A 13,005-nucleotide genomic window follows, 5' to 3' on the forward strand; every position below is an offset into this window, starting at 1 on the left:
GGTGCGACTCCAATCCGTGGGGGGATCAGTCGGTGGTGATGCTCACCTCGTTGAACTCGGTGGTGCAGCGGGCCAGTTGGTCGCGGGAGCAGACCACGAGGCCCACGTGGTAGGGGGCGTCACCGAACCCGGGGATCTCGCCGGTGGCGAGGGTGGTCCAGGTGGCGCCGTCGTCGGTGGACAGGCTTGCGGTGAAGGCGGTCCCTACGCGCTTCAGCCGCAGCAGTCCGGGGAGCGTGGCGGTGGTGTTTCCGGTGAAGGCCGACTTTCCGGCGACGGTCGTGCGCAGCATCAGCTGTGCGGTGGTCCCGCCGGTGACGACGGCCCCGGCGGCCTGGTCGAACGGCGACAGCGACTTGGCCATCAGCAGGCCCACCTGGTCGGCGCTCGCGCCCGTGCGGGAGCCGAGCCGGGCGGTGATCTCGCAGTCGCCGGTGACGGTCCGTCGCACGAACTGCCCGGTCATTCCCTGGTTGTTGGTGCTCAGGTCGACGCCCGCGCCGCGCACGGTGAAGGTCCCGCCGTCGTACGAGGTGCTGCCCGGGGTGCGGATCGCGACCACGCCGAGCGTCCCGAAGGCACGCTCGTCGACCACGGGGTCGCCGAGGTCTCCGTACGTCCAGGGAGCCGGCGGGGGTGTGCCGACGGTGAGGGTGAGCGTGCCGGTGCCCTCTCCCGTCGCGTTGCCCGCGGTGGTGGTGACGGTGAACTCGCCGGTCTCCGTGGGCGTGCCCGAGATCATGCCGGTGCGCTTGTCCAGCCGCAGTCCGTCGGGCAGCCCGGCCGCGGTGAACCGCACGGGCTCGTGCGAGCCGCCCAGGAGGTGCCGGAAGGGCACGCCCTTGTTGGCGAACGCCGTGTCGGCGGAGGTGAGTTGGGGAACTGAGGGGGTGGGCATCCGTGCGGACGTCGGCTCGCACAGCGGGCCCCGGCCACCGTGGTTCGTCTTCGCGACGACGTAGTGGTACGTCCGCCCGGGCGTGCCCGTGGCGTCCGCGTACCGGATCCGGGTGCCGAAGCCGACCGGGCCGACGCCGGTCGCGATCGTCTCGTAGCGGCCGTCGGACCGCTCGGCCCGCAGCACCTTGTAGCGGGCGGAGAGGTCCGGGTCGGTCCAGGCCAGCTCCACTGCGTCGGCGCCGGTGGACGCCGTCAGGCCGGTGGCGGTGCGGGTGGGCCGGGGCACGGACCAGACCTCGCCGGAGGACGCGGACGTCACGCTGACGTTGTCGAAGGCGCCGGTGCCGGTCTCGGCGTAGTCCGCGTCCACGCCGAGGCAGGAGGTGAGGACCAGCCCGGCGTACGCCGTACGCCCCAACTCGACCTCGCTGGAGCCCACCTCGGTCCAGCGGATGCCGTCCTGGGAGATGGCGCCCGTGCAGCGGCGGCCCCTGCGGGTCACCCGGACCCAGTAGGGCGCCCGCAGCCGGTAGCCGTCGCCCGCGCCCTCGACGTACGGGGCCTGAAGCGGGGTCGCCGACTCGGGCAGCTCGCCGAGGTCGGAGATCGGGAAGGCCGCGGACGTGGTGACGGCCTGCTGCTGAGTGGGCGGCACGGGCGTGCTGCCGGTGCCGGAGACGGCCGCCCCGGTCTGGGGGCGTACGGTCCACACGCCGCTCCAGGTGTGCAGCGGCAGCCCCTGGATCAGCATCGAGGCGTGCGCGGCGTCCGCGTCGAGGGAGTCGCGCAGGGTGACGCCGATCTTGGCGTACTGCGAGCTGAGCGGGAACACGACCCGTGCGGTGACCGTGCCGTCGCCGCGCAGCGGGAGGTGCGCCGAGCGGTAGGTGTCGGCGGTACCGGACGCCTCCAGCAGGAACCGCTCCCCGTCGAAGTGGGCCGAGCCGGGGGTCCGCACCTGGCCGATGTCCCGGCTGGACCAGGGCGCGGGGAGTCCGGACGTGGCGGCGACCGGGCCCGAACTCTCGCTCGTACCCCGCGAGTTGGTGGCCGTGACGGTGTAGTAGTACGTCCGTCCGGCATGGACGTCGGTGTCCTGGTACTCCGGCTCGGCGTTGCCCGCGGCGATCTTCTCGTACGGCCCCTCGGGGCGGTTCGCCCTGCGGACGGTGTACGTCGTCGCCCACGCGGACGGCAGCCAGGCCAGGGTCACCGCGTGCACGTCACCGAGGGCGGTGACGCCCGCCGGGGCCGTCGGTGCGGTCGGCGACGGGGGCTCGGTCCCCGCGTAGGTGAGGGTGCCGAAGCTCGGCAGGTCGTCGTTGCTGCCCTCGACGAGGCGGGTGCCGCCCACGCCGCGGAAGACGGCCGCCTTGGTGTACGGAGTGTCGAGGCCGCGGACGCCGGCGTAGTGGGCGTAGTACATCTCGTAGACCGGCGGCAGCGTGCCGCGGACCTTGTCGGAGACGGTCGTCTTGATGTACTTGCCGGTGCGGTCCAGGTCGGGCGTGAAGGGGACGTCGCCGCCGAGGTTGTAGCGGGCGGCGTACTCGGCATTGGCGAGGATGCGGTTGCCGTCGAAGCCCCACAGGTCGACGCCCTGGTTCCAGGCGACCTGCGCGGCGTCGCCCATCAGGCCGACGGCGAGCTGCTCGTGGCCCTGGTCGCGGCCGGACTCCTGGCCCTGGCCGCCCTGGGTGACGACGCGGTTGCGGACGCTGCCGTTGCCGGCGCCGGCCGCGGCGAAGCGCAGGGCGTCCTCGAAGAGGGTGCGTTCCTCGCAGAACACGCCGATGGCCAGGATGGACTGGACGGACGTCAGGTCCCAGTTGCCGTTGGCGTAGAGCATGTAGCCGGAGATCGCCGGGTACCAGACGTCGAGGAAGGACCGCTCGCAGCGGGCGATGTCCGCGTCGGTCCAGCCGTCGTAGCCGCTGTGCCGGAGCAGTTCGGCGGCGTTGACGAACTTGAAGACCTGAAGGCCGGCGCCCAGCGGACCGTCGGCGCCGGTGACCATGGTCAGCGAGGCCGACCAGGCGTTGAGGATGTCCCGTGCCTTGTCGGCGTGGGCGCGCACGCCGGTGACGCACCACATGAGGGCGTTCTGGTAGGCGGCGGCCGAGTCGGCGACGGCCTGGTTCTGGAAGTTGGTGGGGCCGCGGCCCCAGGAGGTGATCTGGCCGGTGTTCTGGACGGCGTACGTCGACTTCGAACGGGCGTGGGCCGCGAAGGCGAGGTAGCCGTCGTGGATCGGGGATTCCTGGGCGGCGACCGCGGCCTTCATCCGGGCGAGGTCGTCGGCGGTGTGCAGCAGACCCGGATGCGTGAACTCCCGACTGCCCGTGTCGTGCTGTGCCGCCGCCCGGGCCGTGCCGGGCAGGAGCAGTCCGCTCGTGCCCGACGCCAGCAGCAGGGCCGCGGCACCGCCGAGGAATCCCCGGCGGCTCGTGGCGGGAGTGGTTCTCAGGGTGCTCATGACGCGGCGGCCGCCTCGGCCTCGGCGGTGGTGAGGAACTTCAGGTTCAGCACGTGCTCGTTGGCGTGCATCGGGATGGTGTCGGTGGTGAGGTACCAGCCCGGCTTCTTCATCGAGTCGGCGATCACCTTGCCGTTGATCACGAGGTTCTCGAAGGTGACGTCCTTGATGGCGTGCTTGGCGTCGTAGCCGAGCAGCAGGCAGGTGGCGAGCGGCTTGCCGGTGTACGAGAGGTCCTTGATGTACACGTTCTGGATGCCGCGGCCGACCGACGTGTTGTACTTCGTGTTGTAGGCGATCCGCATGTGGATGAGCTGGCCCCAGCGGAAGTCCTCGACGCGTACGTTGTCGACCTTGACGTTCTTGATCAGGTTGCTGTCGCCGGGATTGAGGGCGATGCAGCCCTGGTAGCCCATCTGGGGTTCGCGGTGGTCGCAGATGTCGAGGTTCTTGAAGGTGAGGTTCTTCAGGACCTCGGGGTTGTCGGTGTTGCCGTGGGTGCCGACGTTGATCGGGTGGGCGACGTCCGCCCAGAGGGTGGAGTTGCGGACGGTGATGTTCGTGGTGTCGCCGTAGTACTCCCAGCGGTGGGTGTAGATGGCCACGCAGTCGTCGGAGTTGCGCATGAAGACGCCGTCGACGACGACGTTGCTGCTGCAGAAGACGTCGATGCCGTCGCCCCAGCCCTTGGAGCTGAAGGAGCCGAGGCCCTTGATGGTGACGCCGGTGGCCTCGCCGAGCTTGACGGCGTAGCCGGCCGGGTTGAGCGCCGTGACCGCGCCGACGGAGATGTTCCTGGAGTTCTCGACGAGGACGCCGCCGTCCACGGTCCCGGCGAGCACGCCGCGGCCGGCGAGCCCGGCGTGCTCGACGTTCCGGAAGAGGACGGTGGCCTTGAGGACGGCGCCGCCGTCGAGGTAGACCGTCTTGCCGGAGGGGACGGTGAGGTAGCCGTCGGCGGTGGTGTGGACGCCGGGGCCGTAGTAGAGGACGTTCGGGTCGTCCGGCTTCGGCCGCTTCTTCTCGATCGCGCGGGCGAACAGGTGGAGGCAGTCGAAGATGTCGTCATTGATCTGGACGACGACGTTGCGCGGCTGGTCGAGCGTGAAACGCAGGGTGTCGCCGAGGACTTCGGGCGCGATGCCGTACGAGTCCGGTCTGACCCAAACCTTGGTGGTGCCGCCCTTGAGGTAGGTGACCTCGATCTCGACGGAGCCCTGGAAGTCGAAGTACGCCAGCGACGAGTTGTACACCTTGCTCGACCCGGTGGTCGGGTTGATCTCCGACAGTTGCGGGCGCCAGATGTCCAGGGTCTGCCACTCACCGTCGGGGGCGGTGCGGACCCGCACCTTGAAGCTGGTGTTGGTCGGCATGGCGGAGGGGCGGGGGTAGGTCACGAGGGTCGGCGCGGCGTCGGCGTCGGCGTCGTCAGCCGCCGCGGCCGCCGTGGCTGTCATGGAGGTGATGCCGGCGGCGAGGACGGTGGCGCCCGCGGCCTGGAGGGCGGTGCGGCGCGACAGGGGCGTGTTCATGCGGGGCTCCTAGTCAACAGGTCGGTGAGCGGGGCTACTTGAGCCCGGACGTGGACATCCCGGCGACGAAGCCGCGCTGGGCGATCAGGAAGATCAGCAGGATCGGGACGACGTACATCACGGAGGCGGCGGCCTGGAGTTCGGGGACGGGCGTGCCTCCGTCGTTGACGTAGGCGGTCATCACGGCCACGGCGAGCGTCGTGCGGTCGGTGGACAGCAGCAGCTGCGGGGCGATGTAGTCACCCCAGGTCCAGGTGAAGGCGATGATGAAGCTCGCGGAGAGCACGGACCAGGACTGCGGAAGGAAGATCCGCCAGAAGATCGACGTGTATCCGCAGCCGTCGACGATCGCGGCCTCCTCCAGCTCGCGCGGCATGCCCGCGAAGAACTGCCGGAAGAGGAAGACCAGATACGGCGCGGCGGACAGCCCCCACAGCACCCACGGCCAGTACGTGTCGACCATGCCGAGCTTGGCGAAGATCAGGTAGGTGGGCAGCAGGGTGACCATCTGGGGCAGCATCATCGAGCCGAGCAGCACCCCGAACAGCACCTTCTTGCCGGGCGCGTCGAGCCGGGCGAAACCGAAGCCGACCCAGGCCGAGCTGACCGTGACGAGGGTGGCGTAGAGAAGGGCGATGATCAGGGAGTTGCGGGCGTAGCCCAGGAAGTCGATCTGGGTGAACGCGTCGGCGAAGTTGTGCCACTGGAAGGTGTCCGGCAGCCAGTGCACCGGCGAGGCGGCCAGTTCGCCCTGGGTCTTCAGGCCGGACAGGACCAGCCAGCCGAAGGGGCCGAGGAACAGTCCGGTGACGGAGACGAGGACCGTGTAGAGGACGAGGCGCTTGGTGCGCACCCTCACCCGCACGGGTATGTCGGCGGGCGCGGCGGTCGTGGCGGTCACTTCTTCGCCTCCGGGTCGACGTTGTAGAACACGACTCCGGACGTGAACTTGAAGATGAGTCCGGTCGCGATGAGGATCAGGACGAAGAGCACCCACAGCAGCGCGGAGGCGTAGCCGTAGCGGCCGAGCGCGAAGTACTGCGCGAACACGTGCATCATGTAGAGGTAGTTGGACTGCGGGACGGTGGTGATACCGCTCGTGTCGCCGAGCGGGGCCAGCAGCAGCGGCATGATCGTCTGCACCGAGGCGATCATCCCGGTCACGGTCTGGAAGAGCAGCACCGGCGACAGCAGTGGCACCGTGATGCTGCGGAAGGTCCGCCAGGCGCTCGCCCCGTCGATCCGGGCGGCCTCGTGGAGTTCACGGGGCACGTCCTGCAGACCCGCCAGCGAGATGATCATGACGTTTCCGGCGCTCCAGAGCACCGTCATCAGCAGCACATAGCGGACGTAGGGGTCGGCGAGCCAGCCGATGGCCTCGAAGCCGAGGAACGTCATGGCACCGTTGGTGGCGCCGGAGTTCGGGTCGAAGAGCAGCTTGAAGGCGAGGCCCGCGCCCACCGGCGGCACCACGGCGGGCAGATACAGCAGGGTGCGGAAGACGCCGCGCGCCTTGATCGGCCGGTTGACCAGGACGGCCAGCGCCAGGCCGGCGATGATCGACAGGGGCACGGACGTGATCGCGAACAGTCCCGCGCGCCCGAGCGCGTCCCAGGTCACCGGATCGTTCAGCAGCTCGCGGTAGTTGCCGAGGCCGACGTACGTCCAGTTGGGCGAGATGCCGTCGAACGTGGTGAAGCTCAGCCACAGCGCGTACGCCATCGGCGCGATGGTCAGCAGCAGGAACCCGATGATCCACGGCGAGGTGAACAGGTAGAACGCCCGGTGCCTGCGCGCGGTCATCGAGGTCCGCGGCCTGCCGGTGGCCGCAGCGCGTCCGGCAGCGCCCGCCGTCGTGCGGCGGCCGGGCCGGTCCGCGACCGGGGAGATCTGGTCGACCGTCATCCCACCTGCTCCTTACCGCGCTTCATCTGCTCGTTGATGGCCGAGTTCAGACGCCCCGCGAGGGTGTCGACGGAGATCTGGCCGTTCATCGCGGCGGGGGCGATCTGGTTGAACAGAGCGTCGATCGCGTCCGCCCTGGTGTACGGCGTGAAGGAGACGACCGAGAAATGCTTCAGCTCGTTCTCCTGCACCTTCAGGACCCGCTTCTGGTAGTCCTCCTGCGCCGGCATCAGCGGGCGCAGCGACTTCAGCGACGGGATGCCCCAGCCGCCGGAGGCGCGCGCCTTGGCCGGTTCCTCACCGAAGAACCACTCGAAGACCCGCCACGCGGCGTCCTTGTTCTTCGCCTTCTTCGGCATCCACAGCCCGGTGCCGCCCTGGCAGGCGCTGATCCGCTCGCCGCCGGCGAACACCGGGGCGGGCGCCAGACGGGAGGCGGCGGCAAGCTTCTTGTCGGGGTAGATCATGCCGCCCATCCAGTAGCCGGCGTTCGACATGCCGAGGCGCCCCGCCTGATAGGTGGGCCCGTCCCAGCCGTTGGGGTCCGGCTGGATGAGGCTCGGCCCGACCTTGGTCTTGCAGTAGTCGATGTACCAGGCCAACGCCTTGCGGGCCTCGGGAGTGGTGAAGTCGACCCGGGAGAAGTCGTCGCTGAAGAGGCTGCCACCGGCGGACGCCGTCAGGGTCGCCAGGAGCGTGGACCGGGTCAGCCCGTTGAAACTGCCGCCGAATACGGTGGTCTGGCCCTTCTTGCGCTGCACGAGGCGCTTGGCGTTCTCGAGCCACTCCTCGTACGTCACCGGCTCGGTCTGCGGCGGGTAGTCGACGCCGCCCTTGTCGAAGGCCGTGGTGTTGTACCAGAACATGGAGTCCTGGGAGAAGTCCTTCGCCATGCCGTAGCGCGGACCCCTGCCCTGTGTACGGCCGTCGAAGCGCCACAGGTCGTTGACGGGGTCGAGGTCGTCGAGCTCGAGGACGCTGCTCCGGGCGAAGTACGGGTCCAGCTCCTCGGCCACGTCCCGCGCCGCGAAGTACGGCAGGTCGACCGCCCCGACGCCGCGCACCAGGTCGGGCGGGTTGCCGCTGGTGAGCATCGCGATCAGCTTGGTGATGTCGTACTTCACCAGGGCGATCTTGATGCCGAGGGCCTTCTTCGCCTGCTGGACCTGCTCCGGGAGGATGTCCCCGGAGTTGACCATCACGGTCACGGTCTCACCGGATCCGCTGACCCCGCTCGACACCTGGAGCGCGCAGCCGCTCAACGCCGCCGCACCGCCCGCGGAGAGGGCGAGAAAACGGCGGCGGCTCAGAGGGGCGCCGGCCTGTGGGCGCATGAGCGCACCACCTCCTGCTCAGTTCGTTCGACATATCGGCCATCGAGCGGCGTGCCGGTCAGGAATCCAGCCAGTTTGGCAACCGGTTGCTATGGCGTTGGGGCAGAGCTTCTTCTGGGGCGAGGGGCACGTCAAGAGGCTTGACGGAATTTCGAAAAGTCTGTGTAACCTCGGCTTCACGAGAGGTGAGGGCGTGCCGGATCGGCGGGAGTGCGGCTGACCTGGGACGTTGAGGCGGAGGCCGAGGCTCGGATGACGGGAACCGGTTGCCGAATTCGGACTGCGCCCGCGCCGTTGCCCTGGAACACTCAGTAACCGATTTCGGAACGCACCCGACCAGACCACTCAGCGAGCGGCGCAATCCAGCTGCCGTCGAGGGCCGGCTCCGGAAACACCGCTCTTCATCCCACCGATTGACCGGGTCACCCAGCAGATCTACGGTAGAAGGCGCTTTCTGAAACTGTTTCTTCCGCTGCGCCTCAATCGGGCTCAGCCTCTGCGAGTACTCGACCAGCGACCAGCGTCTCAACTCAGCGCCTCAGGAGAGTCATGCCCAGCCCGCACCCGCCGAGGGCCGTGTTCGCAATGGATCCGGTGCACCTCCCCCTGCTCTTCCCCCCACCGCTCATGGCACGGCTGAGGCAAGCGGCCGAGATCGACCCCACCCTCGTCGTACAGGACTTCACCGACCCGGCCGCCGCCGCGGCCCTCGCCCGGGCCGAGGTACTGATCACCGGCTGGGGCTGCCCCCACCTCGACGCCGACGTCCTCGCCGCCGCACCCGGACTGCGCGCCGTACTGCACGCCGCCGGCTCGGTGCGCTCACTCGTCGGCGAAGCGCTCTGGAAAGCCGGCGTCACCGTCTCCAGCGCGGTCACCGGCAACGCCCTCCCGGTCGCCGAGTACACCCTCGCCATGATCCTGCTCGCCGGAAAGGACACCTTCGGCCACCGCGAGCGTTTCCGCGGCTCACACGCCTACCCGACGCAGCGCGAAACCGCCGCGATCGGCAACGTCGGCCGCCGCGTCGGCATCATCGGGGCCTCCCGGGTCGGCCGACGACTCCTGGAGCTCCTACGGCCGTTCGACTTCACGGTCCTCCTCCACGACCCGTACGTCAGCGCCACCGAGGCCGCCGAACTGGGCGCCGAACTGCTGTCGCTGGACGCCCTCCTACGGCACAGCGACATCGTCAGCCTGCACGCGCCGGACATCCCCGAGACCTACCGGATGCTCGACCGGGAACGGCTGGCGCTCATCCGCGACGGGGGCGTACTGATCAACACCTCACGCGGCGCCCTGGTCGACCCCGACGCCCTCACGGACGAACTCGTCTCCGGCCGCCTCCACGCCATCCTCGACGTGACCGAACCGGAGCCGCTGCCTGCGGGGTCGCCCCTCTACCACCTCCCCAACGTCTTCCTCACACCTCACATCGCCGGTTCACTCGGGAACGAGCTGGAGCGGCTGGGGCGGATCGTGGTGGAGGAGTTGGAACGGGTGGGGGGTGGGGGTGGGTTGCGGCATGAGGTGGTGCATGCGGATATGGCTCGGGTGGCTTGAGGAGTGGGGGCTTGTGCGGCTGCGCAGGCCCAGCCGCCTTCAGCCCGCCCGGCGTTCGAGGACGAGCCTTTGCCGTCCCGCCGGATTCTCAGCCCGTCCGGCGTTCGAGGACGAGGCCCGGAGGGCCGATCAGGGGGGTCTGGGGGCGCAGCCCCCAGGGACGGGACGGGTAGGGGCGGCGGGGGCGAACTCCGGCTGGGCGGGTTGCCGACCCGAGCCCTGTGGCCGGGCGGGCTGCCTGGCCAGGTCTCACCCCGCGCCGGTGCGGCCCCAGTGGCCGGCGTCGGGAGACGGCAGGGGCCGGGGTGAGGGGCATGGGATACGGTTTCTGTATCGGTGGGGGCGCGTTTTCCGGCCGTATGCCGACGCAGGCGCAACGGTGAAGGAGCCGCAAGGGTGAGTCAGCGCAGGGTGGCCGGCGACGCCGGCCGGGCCACCATCCGGGACGTCGCGGAGCGCGCCGGCGTCTCCGTCGCCAGCGTGTCCCGCGTCCTGTCGGGCAACTACCCGGTGTCGGAGGACCTGCGGCGCCGGGTGATGAAGGTCGTCCGGGACCTGGACTACGTCACCAACGCCCACGCCCGGTCCCTGGCCGGCGGCGGCACGCCCACCGTGGCGATCCTCATCAACAACATCACCGGCGCCGCGTTCGCCCACGTGGCGAAGGGCGTCGAGGGAGCCGCCACACTGCGTGGCTGGCTTTCGCTGGTGGGGACCACGGGCGACGACCCCGAACGGGAGCTCGCCCTGGTCAACCTCATGCGGCAGCAGGGCGTGGCGGCCGTCGTGCTGCTGGGCGGGGCGTACGACTACGACGAGTACCAGCTGCGCATGGCCCGCTTCGCGCGTTCCCTCGACGCCGCCGGGTCTCATCTGGTGCTGGTGGGCAGGCCCCCGCTGGAGGGCGACGTGCCGGCGACGACGGTCGACTACGACAACGAGGGCGGCGCCTACGCCATGGCCAGCCATCTGCTGTCCGCCGGTCACCGCAAGGTGCTCGTGCTGCCGGGGCATGCCGAACTGACCACCGCGCAGGGCCGGTTGAGCGGTGCCCGGCGCGCCTTCGAGGCGTATGGCGTGCCGTTCGAACCGGGCATGGTGCGGCACGGTCCCTACGACTACGAGCACGGGTACGCGGCCGTCGAGGAGGCTTTGGCGGAAGGCATGGAGTTCACGGCCGTGCTGGCCGGCACCGACGTCGTCGCCGCAGGGGCCATGCAGGCCTTGCGGGCGGCCGGGCTCCGGGTGCCGGACGACGTGTCGATCGTCGGGTACGACGACATCCCGCTCGCCGCGCAGCTCACGCCCCAACTCACCACCGTGCACGTGCCGTACGAGGAGATGGGACGGGTGGCGCTGCGCGCCGTGGCCGACCGGCGTGAGGGGGGCAGCGGGCGCCGGAAGGGCGGTGACGGCGACCATCTGGTGCTGGGCACCCACGTCGTCGTACGCAACTCCGTGCGGCCGCCTGCCGCTCGCCGTGACTGACCGGCGGCCGACCGACCACCCAGCCCCAGTTGCGGGCTGGTCGTCGCCTTTCCGCCTCGCCGACGGCCCTGGTGCTGCGCCTCGCTGCTTACATTCGCCTCGCGTTTCGTAAACGTTTTCTACCCCCATTCCTTGCTCGTCCCCCACGGCCCCGGGAGCGCTCCCGGGGCTGCGTCGGGCGCTCTCACAATCCCCTGACCTGCGCGTAAGCCCGCCCTTCGCAAATCCGCCTCCCCCACCCCAGACATAACCGCAAGGACAAACCGGCGTAACAAATTTCCGCCCACCCCTTGCTATGAGCCAAGCCCTCGGCCTACCGTCCCTGCAACCGCTTACTACAGCTTCTGCTTGGCCGACCCCCCGCAACCGCGAGCCGACGACTTTCCGGCCGCCGTTCCTGGCCGGCGCCACCGAGCCGCCGCCGTTCCGCAAGAACGCTCTCATTCCGAAGGATCACGGTCAGATGAACTTCACCAGCCCCCGGAGAAGGTTCGCCTCCGCCGCCGTCGCGGGAATCGCACTGTCCGGTCTGCTCGCCGCCTGTGGTGGATCCGGCTCCCAGGACTCCGGGTCCGGTTCCTCCGGTCCGGTCACCCTCGACTTCTGGGGCTGGGCCAACGGGCAGGAGGCGGTCGTGAAGGCGTTCAACGCCTCGCACAAGGACGTCCAGCTCAAGTACACGAAGGTCACCGACCAGCTGACCATGCAGAAGCAGCTGACGAACGCCGTGAAGGCGGGCAACGCGCCCTGTCTGCTGCAGAACACCGGTGAGTACGTCACCAGCTGGGTCTCGCAGGGCGCACTCGCCGACATCACGCAGTACGTCGAGGGCGAGAAGGACAAGTTCAACGCCGGCTCGTGGGCCACGGGACAGGTGCAGGGGAAGGTGTACGGGGTGCCGACCGCCTCGGCTCCCGCGTTCACCATCTACCGGACGGACCTGTTCGCGAAGTACGGGCTCGAGGCGCCGACGACCTGGGACGACTTCATCGCCGCGGGCAAGGAGCTGAAGAAGCACGACATCAAGATCACCAACTACGCCGGTGAGGACCCGAGCACCCTGGAGGTGCTCGCGATGCAGGCCGGGGCGCACTGGTACGCCATCGACGGCAACGCGTGGAAGGTGAACTTCAAGGACGAGGGCACCCTCAAGGCCGCGAAGGTGATCCAGGAGATCATCGACAACGACCTGAACTCGAAGCTGTCGTTCGCCGACTACGCGGCCGTCCAGCGCAACTACGACAACGGTGGGACCGCCACCCGGCAGATCTCCACCTGGCAGATGTCCGGCATGGTGCAGAACTTCACCAAGTCGTTCGGCGACTGGGCGCTGTCGCCGTGGCCGACCTTCGCGGGCGAGGCCGCCAAGACGCCTGCCGCGACCAACCAGAGCGGCAATCTGACGCTGGTCAGCGAGCAGTGCGAGAACAAGGAGCAGGCCGCTCAGGCGGCGCTGTGGATGTCCACGGACACGGGGGCCGTGAAGACGATGGCCAGTCCGGAGACCGGCAGTGGCGTGATGCCGGCTCTCAAGGACAGTGACTCCTATGTGAGCGAGGCGATCTCCGAGAAGCTGCTCGGGAAGAACTACGAGCCCGGGAAGAAGGTCGTGACCGACAGCCTGGGGACCGTCACCACGGACTGGACCTTCGGGCCGAACTGGACCGCGATGTTCACCGAGATGCAGGACGAGTGGGCCGCGGTCGTCAGCAAGAAGCAGAAGGTCACCGACCTGCTCGACCACATGCAGGAGTGGACGGTCAACGACCTGAAGCAGCGCGGCATCAGCGTCAAGGGCTGAGGCGGA

Annotated in this window: 8 protein-coding genes; 3 read left to right on the forward strand and 5 right to left on the reverse strand. The window is 69.4% G+C overall.

Annotated features, from left to right (window positions below):
• Nucleotides 1–25: 25 nt before the first annotated feature.
• Genes ACFZBP_RS03900 through ACFZBP_RS03920 form a run of 5 tightly spaced genes read right to left on the reverse strand, consistent with a single transcriptional unit; the run spans nt 26 to nt 8,147 of the window.
• Nucleotides 26–3,376, reverse strand: coding sequence for an alginate lyase family protein (locus tag ACFZBP_RS03900; protein ID WP_391409670.1), 3,351 nt, complete (start codon nt 3,374–3,376; stop codon nt 26–28).
• Nucleotides 3,373–4,908: a glycosyl hydrolase family 28 protein gene (locus ACFZBP_RS03905; RefSeq protein ID WP_391409672.1), complete on the reverse strand. Its 1,536-nt coding sequence runs from the start codon at nt 4,906–4,908 to the stop codon at nt 3,373–3,375. The genes ACFZBP_RS03900 and ACFZBP_RS03905 overlap by 4 nt, the downstream gene beginning before the upstream one ends.
• 34 nt (nt 4,909–4,942) lie before the next feature.
• Nucleotides 4,943–5,809, reverse strand: coding sequence for an ABC transporter permease subunit (locus ACFZBP_RS03910; RefSeq protein ID WP_391409674.1), 867 nt, complete (start codon nt 5,807–5,809; stop codon nt 4,943–4,945).
• Nucleotides 5,806–6,813 carry an ABC transporter permease subunit gene (locus tag ACFZBP_RS03915; RefSeq protein WP_391409676.1) on the reverse strand — a complete coding sequence of 336 codons (1,008 nt, stop codon included), beginning with the start codon at nt 6,811–6,813 and terminating at the stop codon, nt 5,806–5,808. Before ACFZBP_RS03915 ends, ACFZBP_RS03910 begins: the two co-directional genes overlap by 4 nt.
• Nucleotides 6,810–8,147 carry an extracellular solute-binding protein gene (locus tag ACFZBP_RS03920; RefSeq protein WP_391409678.1) on the reverse strand — a complete coding sequence of 446 codons (1,338 nt, stop codon included), beginning with the start codon at nt 8,145–8,147 and terminating at the stop codon, nt 6,810–6,812. Before ACFZBP_RS03920 ends, ACFZBP_RS03915 begins: the two co-directional genes overlap by 4 nt.
• 549 nt (nt 8,148–8,696) lie before the next feature.
• Here ACFZBP_RS03920 and ACFZBP_RS03925 point away from each other — a divergent pair.
• The 3 genes from ACFZBP_RS03925 to ACFZBP_RS03935 all read left to right on the forward strand — a co-directional run bounded on the left by ACFZBP_RS03925 (nt 8,697) and on the right by ACFZBP_RS03935 (nt 12,999).
• Nucleotides 8,697–9,710 (forward strand): hydroxyacid dehydrogenase, encoded by a 1,014-nt coding sequence (locus tag ACFZBP_RS03925; RefSeq protein WP_383446352.1) that lies wholly within the window; start codon nt 8,697–8,699, stop codon nt 9,708–9,710.
• Between the two features lie 396 nt (nt 9,711–10,106).
• Entirely contained in the window at nt 10,107–11,198 is a 1,092-nt protein-coding gene (locus ACFZBP_RS03930; protein WP_391409681.1) for a substrate-binding domain-containing protein, read from the forward strand.
• 463 nt (nt 11,199–11,661) lie between these two features.
• Nucleotides 11,662–12,999, forward strand: coding sequence for an extracellular solute-binding protein (locus ACFZBP_RS03935; protein WP_391409684.1), 1,338 nt, complete (start codon nt 11,662–11,664; stop codon nt 12,997–12,999).
• Nucleotides 13,000–13,005: the final 6 nt, after the last annotated feature.

Origin of the sequence: Streptomyces sp. NPDC008086 (assembly GCF_042957325.1) — a bacterium.
Taxonomy (GTDB): Bacteria; Actinomycetota; Actinomycetes; order Streptomycetales; family Streptomycetaceae; genus Streptomyces.